The sequence below is a fragment of the Lachnoanaerobaculum sp. Marseille-Q4761 genome, from assembly GCF_017565785.1.
Lineage (GTDB): Bacteria > Bacillota > Clostridia > Lachnospirales > Lachnospiraceae > Lachnoanaerobaculum.
Genome location: NZ_JAGEKB010000001.1, coordinates 669,195 through 686,810, shown reverse-complemented (window position 1 = coordinate 686,810; position 17,616 = coordinate 669,195). Strand labels below are relative to the sequence as shown.

Annotated in this window: 12 protein-coding genes; 10 read left to right on the top strand and 2 right to left on the bottom strand. The window is 35.8% G+C overall.

Annotated elements, in window-relative coordinates; all coding sequences use genetic code 11:
• The first annotated feature begins 4 nt into the window (after positions 1–4).
• The 10 genes from J4O15_RS03075 to tnpA all read left to right on the top strand — a co-directional run bounded on the left by J4O15_RS03075 (position 5) and on the right by tnpA (position 13,023).
• Positions 5–586: a TerD family protein gene (locus tag J4O15_RS03075; RefSeq protein WP_009219730.1), complete on the top strand. Its 582-nt coding sequence runs from the start codon at positions 5–7 to the stop codon at positions 584–586.
• A gap of 30 nt (positions 587–616) precedes the next feature.
• A complete protein-coding gene (locus J4O15_RS03070) occupies positions 617–1,231 on the top strand; it encodes a TerD family protein (RefSeq protein WP_009219731.1) in 615 nt (204 codons plus the stop codon).
• Positions 1,232–1,339: 108 nt separating this feature from the next.
• Positions 1,340–4,009 carry a calcium-translocating P-type ATPase, PMCA-type gene (locus tag J4O15_RS03065; RefSeq protein ID WP_208099658.1) on the top strand — a complete coding sequence of 890 codons (2,670 nt, stop codon included), beginning with the start codon at positions 1,340–1,342 and terminating at the stop codon, positions 4,007–4,009.
• A 236-nt stretch (positions 4,010–4,245) separates the two neighbouring features.
• Positions 4,246–4,782: an SRPBCC family protein gene (locus J4O15_RS03060; RefSeq protein WP_208099657.1), complete on the top strand. Its 537-nt coding sequence runs from the start codon at positions 4,246–4,248 to the stop codon at positions 4,780–4,782.
• A gap of 257 nt (positions 4,783–5,039) precedes the next feature.
• Positions 5,040–5,939 (top strand): Rpn family recombination-promoting nuclease/putative transposase, encoded by a 900-nt coding sequence (locus tag J4O15_RS03055; protein ID WP_208099656.1) that lies wholly within the window; start codon positions 5,040–5,042, stop codon positions 5,937–5,939.
• Positions 5,940–6,125: 186 nt separating this feature from the next.
• Positions 6,126–7,682 carry a ribonuclease Y gene (rny, locus tag J4O15_RS03050; protein ID WP_208099655.1) on the top strand — a complete coding sequence of 519 codons (1,557 nt, stop codon included), beginning with the start codon at positions 6,126–6,128 and terminating at the stop codon, positions 7,680–7,682.
• A gap of 147 nt (positions 7,683–7,829) precedes the next feature.
• Positions 7,830–8,795: a cell wall-binding protein gene (locus J4O15_RS03045; protein WP_208099654.1), complete on the top strand. Its 966-nt coding sequence runs from the start codon at positions 7,830–7,832 to the stop codon at positions 8,793–8,795.
• Positions 8,796–9,414: 619 nt separating this feature from the next.
• On the top strand, positions 9,415–10,485 hold the full coding sequence (locus J4O15_RS03040; protein WP_009219739.1) for a DNA cytosine methyltransferase: 1,071 nt from the start codon (positions 9,415–9,417) through the stop codon (positions 10,483–10,485).
• Between the two features lies 1 nt (position 10,486).
• Positions 10,487–12,337 carry an AAA family ATPase gene (locus tag J4O15_RS03035; RefSeq protein WP_009219740.1) on the top strand — a complete coding sequence of 617 codons (1,851 nt, stop codon included), beginning with the start codon at positions 10,487–10,489 and terminating at the stop codon, positions 12,335–12,337.
• A 224-nt stretch (positions 12,338–12,561) separates the two neighbouring features.
• Positions 12,562–13,023, top strand: coding sequence for an IS200/IS605 family transposase (gene tnpA, locus J4O15_RS03030; RefSeq protein WP_243761948.1), 462 nt, complete (start codon positions 12,562–12,564; stop codon positions 13,021–13,023).
• Positions 13,024–13,159: 136 nt separating this feature from the next.
• On the opposite strand, the gene J4O15_RS03025 is transcribed toward tnpA, so the two are convergent.
• Together J4O15_RS03025 and J4O15_RS03020 are read right to left on the bottom strand one after the other, a co-directional pair.
• Complete coding sequence (locus J4O15_RS03025; RefSeq protein ID WP_208099653.1) at positions 13,160–14,182, bottom strand: STAS-like domain-containing protein; 1,023 nt, start codon at positions 14,180–14,182, stop codon at positions 13,160–13,162.
• A gap of 220 nt (positions 14,183–14,402) precedes the next feature.
• Positions 14,403–17,558: a glycoside hydrolase family 2 TIM barrel-domain containing protein gene (locus tag J4O15_RS03020; RefSeq protein WP_208099652.1), complete on the bottom strand. Its 3,156-nt coding sequence runs from the start codon at positions 17,556–17,558 to the stop codon at positions 14,403–14,405.
• Positions 17,559–17,616 lie beyond the last annotated feature (58 nt).

Sequence of the window (17,616 nt, the reverse complement as noted above, 5' to 3'; positions counted from 1 at the left end):
TTTTATGCCAATCAATTTATCCAAGGGACAGAAGGTAGATCTAACAAAGACAAATCCGGGACTGAAAAATGTTATTGTAGGTCTTGGATGGGATGTAAATGCATTTGATTCAGGAGCGGATTTTGACTTAGATGCGGCGGCATTTATGGTGGATGCCGGCGGAAAATGTCCTACAGACAAGGATTTTATTTTCTATGGAAACCTAGTTCATCCTTCAGAGAGTGTTGCGCATATGGGTGACAACCTTACAGGAGAAGGTGACGGAGATGATGAGCAGATAAAGATTGATTTGTCAAAGGTACCTGCAAATATCGAAAAGATTGCATTTACAGTAACAATATATGATGCAGATGCAAGAAGACAAAACTTCGGTCAGGTTTCCAATGCATATATCAGAATATTGGACGGTGTGAGCGGCGCCGAGATTATCAGATATGATCTGGGTGAGGACTTCTCCATTGAAACAGCTGTAGTAGTAGGAGAACTTTACAAGCATGCAGGCGAGTGGAAGTTTAATGCTATAGGAAGCGGCTTTGGCGGCGGACTTGCAGCACTTTGCAATCATTATGGTATAGAGGTGGCTTAACGCCGGATATCAAAGACATTAGGAGGATATATGTCTATTAGTTTACAAAAGGGACAGAAGGTAAGTCTGTCAAAGGAAAATGCAGGATTAAGTAAAATCATAGTAGGTCTTGGATGGGATGAGGCGCCAAAGGGAGGTGCCGGAGGATTTTTCTCATCACTTTTTGGCGGAGGACAGAGCCAGGAGGGGAATATAGACTGTGATGCGTCGGCATTTCTTTTACAAGGAGGAAAGCTGGTTAATAAAGGTGATGTGGTTTATTATGGAAATCTTCGTCATTCTTCAGGCACTGTTATGCATATGGGTGACAACCTGACAGGAGCCGGTGAAGGAGATGATGAGCAGATTACTGTTGACCTTGCGAATGTACCTGCAGCCTATGACAGAATAGTTGTTGTTGTAAATATTTATCAGGCGGTACAAAGACATCAAGAGTTCGGAATGATAAGAAATGCATTTATAAGGCTTGTAGATGCTTCAAATAATAAAGAGATACTGAAATATAATCTTACAGAAAATTATACCGGTATGACTGCTATGATTTTCGGTGAGGTTTACAGGCATAACGGAGAGTGGAAGTTCTCAGCTATAGGACAGGGCACCACTGATGCCGGTATCGGAGAATTGGCAAACAGATATATATAATTTTAAAGAATTTATACAAAGAAGTTTGCTTTAAATAAATAGTTGTTGTAATAAATATTACGGGAGAGAGCATTTGCTTTCTCCTAAAGTTTTGAAAGAGGAAACAATATGAAATATACCGGTTTGACTGAGAAAGAAGTAGAGAAGTCAAGGCAGGTTCATGGCTCAAATGAAATACCGAATTCGGAACCGACTACATTTTGGGAGGCGTTTAAAGAAACATTTAGTGATCCGATAATAAGGTTACTCCTTGCCATTTCGGTAATTATGATAGTGATGTATTTCTTCGGACATGCAGAGATTTATGAGTCGCTTGGAATTATTATTGCAGTAATAATAGTTGCATTTGTATCTGCAAAAACAGGAGTTGCAAGCGATACCAAGTACCGTGAGCTGAAAGATAATACAAAGAAAGATACCTGCAAGGTCTATAGAAACGGTCTTGTAACCGTTATTGATGTAGATGATGTAGTAGTGGGCGATTTTGTTTTGCTACAATCGGGAGATAAGATACCTGCTGACGGTGTGCTTATAGATGGAGATTTAAGAGTAGACAACTCAGCATTAAACGGAGAGGCTGAGGAATGTAAAAAAACTGCGGCGAATGTAGGCTTTGAGATGGAAGAAGATATTACAGGTGATACCTTTGTAGATGCACATTCGCTTTTTAGAGGTGCGGTAGTATTTGATGGAGAAGGTGTACTGGAAGTTAAGAGAGTAGGTCTTAAGTCAATGATGGGTAAGATGGCTCTTGAAATGACCGAGGATGAACCGGATTCTCCATTGAAGGTAAAGCTTGGAAAACTTGCACATCAAATATCCGTATTCGGATATGTAGGTGCTACAGTGATAGCTATACTATATATTGCTTATTTTATAATAAGAGCCGGAGGATTTGGCAGCTATTTTGCACTTGGAGCACAGACAATAGTGCAGGATCTTATAAAGGCTGTTACTCTTGCCATAGTTATTGTGGTATGTGCGGTTCCGGAAGGGTTGCCGCTTATGATATCTTTGGTACTTATGCAAAATACCAGCAGGATGCTTGATCATAATGTGCTTGTAAGAAAGGCTGAAGGTATTGAAACAGCAGGTTCACTTAATATACTTTTCAGTGATAAAACAGGAACCATTACAAAGGGAAGTCTTGAAGTAGTGGATTTCTTCCTTGCAAACGGAAATTCCATTCCGATACAGGAACTTAGCAGTCACAGTAAGGTAAAGGGACTTATAGATATTGCAATAGGTAAGAATACCCAGGCATTATTTGATGACAGAGGTGTGGTAATAGGAGGTAATGCTACAGACCAGGCATTGATGAAATTTATCGGACATGCCACCTTTGATGCATTGCAAAATGAGAAGAGCCTGGTATTGGGAGCACATCAGGGCTTTAACTCAACAAATAAATTCAGCCAGGCAAGAATAGATTCTCTTGATAAGACATTCTATAAGGGTGCTCCTGAGAGACTTCTTGCAAAGGCAACTAAATTCCTTGACGAAAAGGGCGAAGTAAAGACAATTGACAAGGCTGTTCTTGACAGAAAGATTGACGAGCTTGCAGCAAGAGCTATGAGAGTGTTGGCATTCGGATATTCACAGAAGTCTCTTGTAGAGAATACAATAAATGATGATATAGTTATTATAGGTCTGGTAGGTATCAGAGATGATGTAAGAGCGGAGGCTAAGGATGCTATTGCAGAGGTTATGGGAGCAGGTATTCAGGTTGTAATGATTACCGGAGACAGACTTGAAACAGCGATAGCTATTGCAAAGGATGCAGGACTTATAAAGAGCGCTTCCGACAGAGCACTTTCATCAGCAGAACTTAATGAGATGAGTGATGATGAAGTAAAGAAGCTTATACCTCATATCAGAGTAATTGCAAGAGCTCTGCCTACAGATAAGTCCAGAATGGTAAGACTTTGCCAGGAGATGAACCTTGTTGTAGGTATGACCGGTGACGGTGTAAATGATTCACCTGCATTAAAGAGAGCGGATGTCGGTTTTGCTATGGGTAACGGTACAGAGGCTGCCAAGGAAGCGGGAGAGATTGTAATCCTTGATGATAATTTCAGATCTATAAAGGATGCCATACTTTATGGTAGGACAATCTATCATAATATACTTAAGTTCTGTAAGTTCCAGCTGGTTATCAATGTTACTGCGGTTATTGTAAGTGCCATTGCACCATTCTTCGGTGTGGAAGAGCCGCTTAAGGTAACTCACCTTCTGTTTGTAAACCTTGTAATGGACGGACTTGGTGCGATAATGCTTGGAAACGAGCCTGCCAAGGAAAGTTATATGATGGAAAAGCCAAGAAGAAGAGATGAGAGTATTGTAAGTAAAAATATGGCTATTCAGATTCTTACTATGGGACTTTGGCTTACAGTGCTTAGCTTTATATATCTTAAACTGCCATTCTTTGCAAATATGTTTGAGGGCAATGAGGCGGAACTTCTTACAGGATACTTTGTACTCTTTATAGCAAGTGCACTGTTTAACGGATTTAATGTAAGAGATGAAGGTTTTGGAATCTTTAAGGGATTAAATGAAAATCCGGGATTTTTAAAAGTATTCTTTGCAATTATTGCAGTACAGGCAGTGATAGTAAATGCCGGTGCTGTACCGCTTGCACCTTTCCAGTTTATCGGAAGGATGTTTAGCTGTGTGCCTTTTAGCATACAGGGCTGGATAGTGGTATTTATACTGGCATTTACAATGATTCCGGTAGATTTACTCAGAAAAGTTGTAATGGGAACATATAAGAATGCATAAAACGGCAGAGGATTAATTCTCTATCGCCTATATCATAAAAAGGACTCCGCTTTGGAGTCTTTTTTATTTTACTATAATTGATTTTAGATTTATAAATATTTATAATAAACATTGGCAGCATAGAAAATATTTTAATACGCTGCGTAATCAAGAGGAAAAATGTAATATCTGTATATTTAGCCGAAATAAAATGAAAGGAAGTACGTTATTTTGCTCCTGATAACATAGTGGAAGATATGAAATTATATAGAGAAGAGAAAACTGTAAATATACCTGTAGATATTGCTTGGGAGGCTTTAAAAGAAATGAATATATGGCTACCTAAACTTTCAACCAATAAAGTTGTGGACTATGATAATGATGGAGTATTTTTTAAGCCGGGTAGAAAGTATAAGGTAACTTCCAAAGAGGATTTGGTGATGGATTGTGAAATCTATAGTGTAGATGAAGAGAATAAGAAGATAGAGATACATGCGGAGCATAAACCTTTAAAATCCGTACTTACATGCAGTGTAACAGAACTTGGCAATGGAAGCTGCAAGCTTATGAGAACACAGGGGTATCCCGGATGGTTTGGCGTAATATTTACCACATTCTGGGGAAAAAGAGAGTCGGGGAGACGGCAGAGTATCTTGATGTGTGGGAGGCACATGCTAAAACATTGCTCAAATAAATTATTGAAATTGAAAATATATACAATGTATTTCAAATGGACTTTGGGAATATTATCCAAAGTCCATTTTTCCTTTATTATAATATGTGCTTCGGACTAAAATAGGTGATTTTATATTTTTGTTCATCTGAAAATTCTTGCTTTCAGTTTGCAGTTGATGCTATGTAAGGGAGAGCTGAACGGTAATGTATATAGTAGTACTTTCGTAAATGTAAGGATATCTGTTATTGTATTTTTGGCATATATAAGATAGAATTAAAGTATTAGATTTGGTCGTAATTCTAAAAATTCTAATCTTTCAAAAATAATCAATTAATAATCCAACAGCAAATTTTTTTGGTATAATAAGGAGGAGATATGCAAGGCAAGGATATAACAGAGAAGATGCTTGAAAAGTACAATGATGTATTTGCAGATATTTTAAATGTACTTTTATTTGAGGGCAGAAATGTGGTAGAAGAATCTACGCTGATTGATGCATTGCCGATGAGTATGTTAAAAATAGACGGTAGAGTCAGAACTCAGGAAAGAGATATAGCAAAGTATTGGCGTAAGAGTAAAATCAATGTAGCATTATTTGGGCTTGAAAATCAGACAATAGCGAATAAGTTGATGCCGCTCAGAGTCTTTGGATATGATGGTGCAGAGTATGTAAAGCAAAGCAGAAAAGAAAACATTGATAAGGCAAAGTATCCTGTTATTACATTGGTACTTTATCTTGGATATGATAAAAAATGGAATTGCCCCAAAACACTTTTTGAAGTTCTGGATATAGATGAAGACATCAAGCCATATGTAAATGATTTTAAAATAAACTTATTTGAGATAGCATATCTGGATAGAAAAAAGATAGATTTATTTAAAAGTGATTTTAGGATACTGGCGGATTACCTCTATCAGATGAGGGTAAACAAAGATTATATTGCTGATAAAACTGATATTGCCCATGTGGACGAACTTTTAACATTAATGTCTGAAATGACAGGAGATAATAGATTTGAAGAAACTATAAACGATTTAAAGGGGAAGGAGAACATTAATATGTGTGAAGTACTGGATAGAATAGAGGCTAGGGGAATAGAAAAAGGCATAGAAAAAGGTATGGAAAGAGGTATAGAAAAAGGAAGATTGGAAGGAAGACAGGAGGGCATCATAAGTACCCTTGTATCCTTGGTAAAAGATGGAATACTAAGTGTGGATGAGGCAGCAATCAGAGCAAATATGAGTACTGAAGTTTTTGAAAAGTATATAAAGTGAAATTTTGCCGGACTTTGGGTGTATTACCTAAAGTCCGATTGTGTAACCAAGGTGTTATAGTTTGGGTGGCCCCTTTAGAGCTTTTGTTTTACGCATATTCTCACGACTTGCTTTACTTTTTGTTCATTTTTTGTTAAAATTAGAATGTTGTTTTGAACAATGAAAATTGAATAAGGAGGTGCTTTTATGTCACAACTGGGAAGTATAATAGCTGCGGTATTACTCTCAATAGTTGTTGTGGCGCCTCTAAGTTGGAGTTTAGCGATTGCTCATCGTAAGAAATCATATGAAGATAAGATCGGTTCAGCAGAGATTAAATCCAGAGAAATAATAGAGGAAGCCTTAAAAACAGCCGAAACAAAGAAGCGTGAAGCTCTCTTGGAAGCTAAAGAAGAGTCTATAAAGACTAAAAATGAGCTTGATAGAGAGGTGAAAGAAAGAAGGGCAGAGTTAGCCCGCTATGAAAAAAGAGTACTTAGCAAAGAAGAGAACTTGGATAAGAAGCAGGATTTACTTGAGAAGAAAGAGGAAAGTGTTCTTCTGAGAGAGGAAAAAATCCTGACAAGAAGCAAGGAGGTAGAATCCCTGTATGATAAGGGGATTGCCGAGCTTGAGAAAATATCAGGGCTCACAAGTGAACAAGCTAAGGAATTCTTATTACAATCAGTTGAAGATGAAGTGAAACATGACAAGGCAAAGCTTATAAAAGAGCTTGAAAATGCCGCAAAGGATGAAGCCGAGAAGAAAGCCAGAGAATATGTGGTTACCGCCATTCAAAGATGTGCAGCAGACCATGTGGCGGAAACAACAGTTTCGGTAGTGGCATTGCCAAATGACGACATGAAGGGCAGGATCATTGGTCGTGAGGGTAGAAACATACGAACATTGGAACAGCTTACAGGAGTGGAACTTATTATAGATGATACACCTGAGGCGGTAGTTTTATCCTGTTTTGATCCTGTAAGAAGAGAAGTGGCTAGAGTAGCACTTGAAAAGTTGATTGTCGACGGTCGTATCCACCCTGCAAGAATTGAAGAGATGGTGGATAGGGCAAAAAAAGAAGTAGACGGTATTATGAGGGAAGAAGGAGAAAATGCGGCACTTGAAGTAGGGGTGCATGGAATACATCCGGAACTCATAAAATTACTCGGAAGAATGAAATTCAGGACCAGTTATGGTCAGAATGCTTTGAAACATTCTATTGAAGTGGCACAATTGTCAGGACTTTTAGCGGCAGAAGTTGGAGTGGATATCAGATTGGCTAAGAGAGCCGGTTTATTACATGATATTGGAAAAGCCATCGACCATGAGGTGGAAGGTTCACATGTGCAGATTGGTGTGGAACTTTGTAAAAAATACAAGGAACATCCGGTTGTAATCAATTCTGTAGAATCGCATCATGGAGATGTTGATCCGGATTCGCTTATTGCATGTTTAGTTCAGGCGGCAGATACCATATCTGCGGCAAGACCGGGTGCAAGAAGAGAAACACTGGAGACATATACTAACAGACTGAGTCAGCTTGAGGAAATAACAACATCCTTTGACGGTGTTGAAAAGTCATTTGCTATACAAGCAGGCCGTGAGGTAAGAATCATGGTATTGCCTGAAAAGGTAAATGATGATGATATGATTATTTTGGCTAGAAATATCTCAAAGAGAATAGAAGAAGAGATGCAATACCCGGGCCAAATCAAAGTAAATGTAATCAGAGAATCAAGAGTGGCAGATGTTGCAAGATAATAATAAGCGACGGCTTAAAGCCGTCGTTTTTTTAATGGATTTTTCAAGTGGTATTTTAAAGAAAATATCATATAATAGTAATTGACTGTAGTCATAAATTATTATTTAATAAATATATAAATTAAATAGATGTGTGAAAGGGTGGATATGAACGGATTAGGAAGAAAGATTAAAATAGTAACAGTAAGCGGAATCATAAGTCTGGTTTTTTCTATGAATGCTTTTGCGGCATCAAAAATAAAGCTTGTAAGGATAAATATAAAGTCCGACGGCATAGCTGTAGGTAAGAGCAGAAATATTGATGATATTACAGTGAGCACCTCCGGCAGCAATTATCGTATAGACAGTGTTGACTTTATGGATATGGGAATGGATTGGTCTATTACGGATGTTCCGAAGATAACAGTGCATTTGGAGTCTGATGATAATTATTATTTCAGTGTGTATAAGGCTGAAGATTTTAAAATCACAGGCGGAGAACTTATAGAAGCAAGAAGAGAGAACAGCTCCAACGACCTATATGTAGATATACAATTACCGGCACTTATAAATCAGGTTTCTCCGATAGAATCTGTAAATCTGAGTCAGTCAGGTCAGGCGACATGGAGCGTATCTCAGGGAGCTTCAGGATACCAGGTGAAGCTTTTAAGAGATAATTCCTCTACAGTAGGAGGTGTACAGACATTTACCACCAATAGTGCCGATTTGAGATCTCTTATGACAAAAGCGGGTACATATACATTAAAAGTTCGTGCCATAGGTGGTGATGATGCTTCAAAGAACGGCTCATGGGTGTCATCAAATACGATAAATATAAGTCAAAACGAGGCGGAAAATAATTACAGCAATGCGGTGGAGCTTCAAGGTACTTGGAAGCAGAATAATACAGGCTGGTGGTATTCCTTATCAGACGGGAGCTATGTAACATCGGCATGGAAGCAGATAAATGGAGAATGGTACTATTTTAATGCGGACGGCTATATGCTGGTAGGCTGGCAACAGCTTAACGGAAACTGGTACTATATGGACCGGAGCAGTGGAAAGATGCTTGCAAACACAACCACACCTGACGGATATTATGTAAATGCTTCAGGTGTATACAGCACAAGATAATATTATACGGATAAATCTAATATCAAAAAAACTCCAATCTGTTTGTAGCGGATTGGAGTTTTTATTATTAGGGCAAGGCTTGTTCTCGCAAGAGAAGAAATAAACTACCTGCTATGCGGGTGGTTGAAATAGCTTTAACGTTATGTGAAACACCCCCAAATTTGATATAATATTAAAGGTTCGCCAACCAATAAATATATCAAAGGGGGTATCCAAATGGATAGTAATAGTTTATCACATACATCATGGAATTGTGATCTGATAGGGATACTTAGAGTTCTTTTAAAATTATAAGGTTACATAATAATTTCTGACGATTAAATTTATAACAAAACAAAAGAAGACAATATACATAGACTGTGTTAGAATTGGTGTGAAGTTTGTGATAATTTTTCTTATAATTACTTCCACTGACTTACTATGAAAATTGTAAGATCTATAGTATTATTTATGATAAAGGAAAAATAAGTTTAGCGTTGCCTAAGAGGTAGATTTTTAAAAATAAAATGTGTGTTTGTGTAAATCTCTTTTAAATGTTGCTTAATGTGATAAAAAGGATTATGGAAGGAGGTATTGCGTAATAAAATAGGTTTGCTACATTATTGCGCAATTATCAGAAATGAAGAATATTATAGCAGTTGACTTATTTAGTGGGGCTGGCGGAACTACAAGTGGTTTGAAAAAAGCAGGGATAAAAGTTGCAGTAGCGGTTGAAATAGATAAATGGGCTGCACAGACATATAGGCACAATAATCCAGAAGTAGTGTTATTTGAAGCCGATATTAGAGATATAAGCGGTAAAGAAATTATTGACAATATAAGTTTGAAGTCATCTGATAAATTGTTATTGGTCGCTTGTCCTCCATGTCAGGGATTTTCAACAATAGGGAAAAAAGATGTTAATGATGAGAGGAATCAGTTAATATTTGAATATTTAAGATTGATACAGGAGTTAAAGCCAGATTTTTTGTTGATGGAAAATGTTTCAGGTATAACGAGTAAGAAGAATAAACAGATTTTCACAAGATTTCTTGATATGATTGAATCGAACTATTTAATCACATATGAAGTTTTGAATACGGCGGATTATGGAGTTCCTCAAGTAAGGAAAAGGCTTGTTTTACATGGGATTAAAAAGGAGAACATAGATAGAAATTTTAAAATACAATTACCACCAAAAACGCACTCGAAAGAAGGGAAAGGACATACAAAAATGTGGGTTACGGCTGAAGTCATAATGGATCTTCCTGAAATAAAGTGTGGTGAGGAATTTGTTGGAGAAGGTGTGTATAACCATGTTTCTAATAAACTATCAGAAGATAATGTAAAAAGAATTCGATATATACGAAAAAATGGAGGTAGTAGAAGTTCTTTACCCGAAGAGTTAATTTTGAATTGTCATAAGAATAATAGAGGACATACTGATGTATATGGAATTATCGACATATCGAAACCTTCAGTTACAATCACTGGAGGTTGTATGACATACTCAAAGGGAAGGTTTGGTCATCCTACTCAAGATAGAGCATTGAGTGCAAGGGAAGCGGCAAGACTACAGTCATTTGATGATAGTTATGTTTTTTTAGGAAATAGAGGAGAATTAGCAAAACAAATAGGAAATGCTGTGCCAGTAAAATTAGCAGAGGCAAGTGGTAAATATTTCCAATTGATTGCAAGGGAGATTAAGTAATATGGATGAATTTATTAGGTTATTGAATAACCTTAAAACAAAGTTTAAAAATAACAAAATAGCATACTATCCATTTATTGAGTATATAAGATTTCCTAAATATAAGTTGCTAAAAGAAAATTCTAGAATTAATTTTGATTTTCCGATTACGCTTTTGGTTGGGAAGAATGGAACGAATAAAACATCGTTACTTCAAGCACTATATGGTTCTCCAGAAGGGAAAAGCCTTGGTGATTACTGGTTTACAACATCAGTAGATAAGATAGATAAAGAGGAGAATGAAAATGAAGATAAACATTGCCTGATATATGGTTATTATTTTGAAAAGGCGAAAAGAGTTGTGGAAGTATTAAAAACTCGAGTTAATAAAAAAGAAAAATTGGATTATTGGGAGCCCTCAAGACCTATAAAAAAATATAACATGGAGATTCTTCCGAAATGTGAGTATTCTAATCTAGGGAGTTCGTCAGATACTCGTTGGGATGGTATGAATAAGAATGTTGTATATTGTGATTGCAAGGAATATGTATCTGCATATGATTTGTTTTTTTATCACTATGATTTTAAGAAAACCAAGACGCAAAAGAGTAAACAGGATTTTATAAGAAGTAGGTCAAAAGCTCTATCAAAAGTATTAGGAAGTGATAGCCAAACATATTATTTATATAATAAAGAGATGGTTGATTATAATATTGAGATGTCAGAAGCAGTTTGTAATGAAGTTAGTGAAATAATGGGTGAATCTTATTCAGCTATTAAAATAGTTACACATAATTTTTATACAAAAAGTAGTGGCAATAGACCAGCAAAAACTATATGGATGAAAAAGAATGGGAATATTTATTCGGAAGCTTTTGCAGGAACAGGAGAAGCGAGAATTATACTGTTGGTCAACGATATTTTAAATGCCACTGATAATTCACTATTATTAATTGATGAACCTGAGATTTCTTTACATCCCAGTGCGATTTATAAGTTGAAAAATTTTTTATTGAGAGAATGTTTGAAAAAAAATCACCAAATTGTAATTACAACACACTCTACTCAGATGGTGAAGGATTTTCCGAAAGAAGCAATAAAATTGGTTTCTAAGATAAATAATGAAATTAAAATTTTGGGGAATATAGATTATCAGGATGCTTTTTATGAATTGGGAGATGAATTTCACGACAAGAAAATGGTATTTGTAGAAGATAAGCTGGCAAAGTATATCATTGAATTTATTATAAGGAGAGAGAATAGTCAAAAGTTAAAAGAAAACATAGAAGTGCGATATATACCTGGAGGAGCAGATAATATCATTCAAAGTTATATTACAAGTTCGGCATTTCAAGGATTGGAAAATTGCTTATTCATATTAGATGGTGATAAAAAACAAGATTATAATCAATATGTCAATACTATTAAACCTGAATACTTAAATAAAGGGAGGATTTGTGTTTCAAAAATCCCAGAATCTGATTATTTGAAGCTAGGCGAGATAATTTTGAAAATGACAGGAAATAAAATTGATATAAAAGTTTCAGGGAATAAAGGAAATGTCAATAAAGAAGAATTGCTAGAGGCTCAGAAGATATTTATTGATTTTTGGGAGAAAAATGTCAAATTTTTGCCTTGTGATACTCCAGAAATTTTTTTAGCAGAATTAGACAATGATCCAAATTTTTTAGATTTATTAAAAAAAGATAAAAATGGGAAAGAATATTTTTTGGAAAAAACAAAACACTCTTTGCGATTGGATGAGGTAACATCCGAAGACATATTTGAGGAACAAAGAAGAGTAGTTTCTAAAATCGATGCCAATAGTGAATTATATAAAGGTATAGTGAATATGTTAAAAGAGTTATTTTAATTTGAAAAGAAAAACTTATAGTTAGATTCTGTAGTTAAATAGGTGGGACTTGAAAGCAATTCGAATACAAGATAGGAGATGAGTATTTCTAAGGAAATGAAAGGATTTATGGTAATGATATATGATAATGAAAGTTTGTAGAAAAGAGAACGGTATCACAAGATAAAAATCAAAAGAGATTTTAAGATATGAGCTAATTCTAACATAAACTATGTATCCAATGCTTGACACAAGGGTGGAATTGTAAGTATCATATAGTATTTGCATCAAAATATAGGAGAAAGATAATATATGGAGAGCTAAAGCAGGATATAGCAAATATATTGAGCATGTTATGTAAAAGAAAAGAAGTACATATAGTGGAAGCAGAAGTGTGTCCAGATCACATACATATGCCGGTAGAGATTCCGCCAAAAATGAGTGTATCAGATTTTGTAGGATATATAAAAGGAAAAAGTACACTAATGATATTTGAAAGACATGCAAATCTAAAATACAAGTATGGAAATATACACTTTTGCTGTAGTGGATATTATGTAGATATGGTAGGAAAAAATGCAAAAAAGATAGAAGAATACATAAGAAACCAGCTAAATGAAGATATGTTATATGACCAAATGAGTATGAAAGAATATATAGACACGTTTACGGGTGAGCCGATAATAAAAAGCAATAAGAAAAAATAAGCCCAAGGGGATAAGCAAGTAAATGATGTGTGGTTGGCGAATTTTCGATGAGTTTTTAGACTCAAGCGCAGGTAAAGAGTCCTTATAGAGCGAAACAACAAACCACCGGCTAAGCCGGTGGTACTGATTTTTAAGATTATTCCACATTAGTATTTTTGACATGATTATACATTTTAGTGACATCCTCATTCATATTAATCGGAGTTAATATAATGCCGGGGTGAGAGTTTGCAAAAACGACAAATAACTGGTGAGCAAACCCCTGACCAAGCCATCCGATTTCATCAAAATCAACTATAACTTCCTTAAATTTATCAAGTCTGTTACAAATAAGCTTGGCTTGAGATCTGGATACCGGTGAAGTATCAAATATATTCTTAAGCGGTATTTTTGTTTTTACAAATCCGCCATCAACATTTGAATATGCATCAAATATTTCTTTAGCGGTTTTATGGCTGAAGTTGGACAGCTCCATAAAAACACAGGTACCTTTCTGATTTTCTAAAACTAATCTGAGTATTTTACCTTCATCATATTTGTTAGTTGTAAATATCTTGGAACTTGAAATAATAAGGAAATCATCCATCAGTTTGGAACTGAAGAATATACCCTCACCGGAGTGATTTTTAGCATCGGTGGTCAGTTTTCCTTTAAACAATTCACATATAGCGTCTTCAATTGAAGATAATTTAAAATAATCCTTTATTTTTTGAAAAATACCTATGCCGTTATCTTCAATCATTACACATGTAGCCAGAAAATTTTGTGAAATAGTAATCTTTACACTGTCTGCAAGTGAATGATCCATAACATTATTAATCATTTCGCTAAAAGTATAGCTCCATATATCCTGAACATTATTTTCAAAACCTTCTATATGCTCTTTCAAACATATATCAAAGGCATATGTATCATCATCAAGATCGCCGTTTTCACGCTTTAACAAGTAAGAATACTCTTTGTTAACTAATTCGTATTGTCCACGCTTCACTTTTACAATCACATTATCTTTAACAAGTTCGTTTATATATGAGTGAATAGTAGATGGATTGATGGAAAATGTATCTGCAACAGTTTTTGAAATGGAAGGAGTATCCTGATCTATTTTTTCAAGGATATAATGTTTTATGCTTTGCTTTCTATCTTTAGTAAATTTCATATTGATTTCTCCCCTCTATAATAAAGAGAGTACCACTAAATTGTCTTAAAGTCAATGTTTGTTGTTTTATATATTATTAAAATTGGAATAAAATATATAGTTATCTTTATATAAAATTACCCTATCATATATTGGTAATCTTATAAAATAACTTTATGGATATGTGGAATTATTTAAAGGCTATACATCTACGAAAACCGTAAATATATAGCCTTTTTTATCAGATTCCCTTTATAATATAACTAAAGTTTAATTCTCCCTCTCCTTTAAGCAGGTACTCATCAAGAGTAGGAGCGCCCCAGGTATCATCACCGGCAATACCCATCTGTGCAAGGCTTACACGAAGCACAGTCTTTGTTACAGGAGGTAATTCAAAATCATGTCTTGCTTCCTCAAGTTCACTTGGAGAATAGGCAAGTGCGGAAACATTGATACAATTTCCGGCAACCATCAAGCCACGCCCTCTCTTGTCAGTGATCTTTGCAAATCTTACAAGTGATTTATTGCCGCTTTCCTGCGGTGAGAGATATTTGGCAAGCTGATCTGCCACCTTACCGCTATAGAGGTCGATTTTTGCACCCGGAAGTCTGTCGGAATAAGTTTCCATAGGACCTGCGCCATACCATGAAATATTTTCATACTCGGGTTTTAATTTAAACATTGTGCCAAACTCAGGTAAATCGTATTGACCGTTTTCGCTCTTATAATTCATATTCACCCTGATGCTGCCGTCACCGAAAACCTGATATTCCATACTAAGCTCATCAGCACAGGAAGGTAGAGCATATTTATAAGTTATGGAAACAAATTTGTCATATTCCTTTATAAGAGGTCTGAAAGCAGGGTAGTAAGTCGAGTTTTCCCTAGGCATTTTTGTAGTGGCATAAAGAGAAGATACCTTCCATTTTGAATATCTAAAAGGCATATTGTTGCCCAAATCATTATCTGTAGGAGCTCTCCAAAAGTTCGGTCTTGGTATGGACTTTAGTAATTCCTTTCCGCCATATCTATAAGAGACCAAACCGCCAAAGTTTTGAGAGAATAATGCCTCGAAGTTTTCACCCTTTACGCCGAAGTTTACAACTCCCATAATAAGTTTATAAGGCTTATTTTCACATAGTGGAATATCTGAAATGACGGTATCATCATTTATAGTTGAAAGAGCATCAAAGAATTTCATACCCTCTCTTACAATAACTTCGTCAAAAGAAACCTCGTCTAAATTATAGACGGTTTCAATATCAAAAGCAGCCTTGACTCCTACAACCAGCTCACTGCCATAGATATCCAAAAGCTCTTTTACTCTGTCCTTTATCTGCAAAGTATATGTGGGTTTAGATAAGCCATCAGCCTCTATCTTGAAACTGCTCTCATATAATTGTTTTCCAAATCTCTTTATATAAAGTATAAATTTATAATCACTTAAATTTCTGAACAGATTTCTGTTGTGAATATATAATTTATCATCATGTAGATTCAGCTTTAAATCTATCGGTCTGTAATTATATCGAACTGCCTGTATTTTTGGGGAGATATCTCTGTCACCACCATATACTATACCGTTTCCGCTGAAATTATAATCGGTGGGAGAGTCGTCAAAATCACCGCCATAGTACTGCGTATCCTTGCCGAAAGGATCTTTGCCCGTAATGCTTTGATCAATATAGTCCCAGATAAATCCTCCTTGGAAAAGCTCATCCTCCCATGCAAGTTCTGTATAAAGCTGCATACCTCCACAGGAATTACCCATTGCATGAGTGTACTCGCATTCGATAAAAGGCTTATCCCTGTGAGTTTTTAAATATTCTTTTACATCAGCTACCTTGGCATACATTCTACTCTCAATATCCGAGGTATCATTGTAGCGTCGATCATTAAAAACACCCTCATAATGAATAAGTCTGCCCGGATCGGATTTTCTAAAGAACTCACTCATCTCATATATATCACTGCCTCCATAGCTCTCATTTCCGCATGACCAGATAAGGATGGAAGAGTGATTGCGATCCCTCATATACATAGATTTTGCTCTGTCAAGTAAAAGAGGCATCCATTCCTTCTTATCGCCGGGCACTACCATATCATAATCGGAAATACCGCTTAGAAGTCCGTCCCAGCTTCCATGGGATTCAAGATTACATTCATCCATCAGATATATGCCGTAAATATCGCATAGATCATAAAGTGCGGAGCAGTTCGGATAATGACTTGTTCTTATGGCATTGATATTATGCTCCTTCATGGTCACAATATCCTTTTTTACCTCATCATAGCTGACGACACGGCCTGATTTAGAACTGAAATCATGTCTGTCCACACCGGCAAAGACAATTCTTTTACCGTTTATAGTCATTATATTATCGTCATTTTTTTCAAAATGCCTTATGCCTATTTTTACCGAGCTTACCTCTTGTAAAACATCGCCATCATATAATTCGATATAGAGCAGATACAGATTTGGAATTTCGGCACTCCAAAGCTTAGGATTGTCTAAAATAAATGAAATATTATTTTCACCACTGCTGCAATCCTTTAAAAGCTCAGATACAACGGTAGATTCATCAAAAGATTTAAACTCATTTACCTTTAATGTCATATCCAAAGCATCAAATAATGTAAGTTTGACTTTGGCATTATTATTTATATTCAGTGAAATATTAAGATTCACCCTGTCAAAATTCTTATTCTCAAATACCTGAATTATTCCGATATCATCCAAATGACATTTTGGTTTGGTATACAGATAAATATCTCTAAATATACCTGAAAATCTGAAAAAATCCTGATCCTCAAGCCAGCTTCCGGAACACCATTTTGCAACCTGTATGGCAAGCTTGTTTTCACCCTCCGATAAATACTTTGTCAAATCAAATTCCGAGGGTGTAAAGCTGTCCTCACAGTAACCCACATATTGCCCGTTTAGCCAAATTGCAGCCGCACTTTCAACACCTTCCATTCTAAGGACGATATCGCCCTTTGAGAAATCTGCAGGTAATGTAAAATATTTTACATAGCTTGCCACAGGGTTAAAATCGATGGGTGACTGACCGGATAAAAGCTCCTGCCTGCCGTCCCACGGATAGGCTACATTGGCATAATGAGGTCTGTCATAGCCCTCCATCTGAATATGTGCCGGAACTCTTATATCATCCCAACTTTTACAATCATAAGAGTAAGCCTCAAATCCGTCAGGTGTACAATTTGGATTTATGGAATAATTAAATTTCCAAATGCCGTTTAAGCTGTAGTAAAGAGAAGACTGCTCCCTTAAAAGCTCATTCTTATTTGCATATATTTTATGGTCAGAATGGGCGGCAAGTCTGTTCTCTTCAAAAACAGTAGGCTCTAAAATATTTTCAAGTATATGTTGATTCATTTTTACCTCTCTTTAAATTATATTTTATAAACAAAAGGTATGAAATCCTACCACAAGC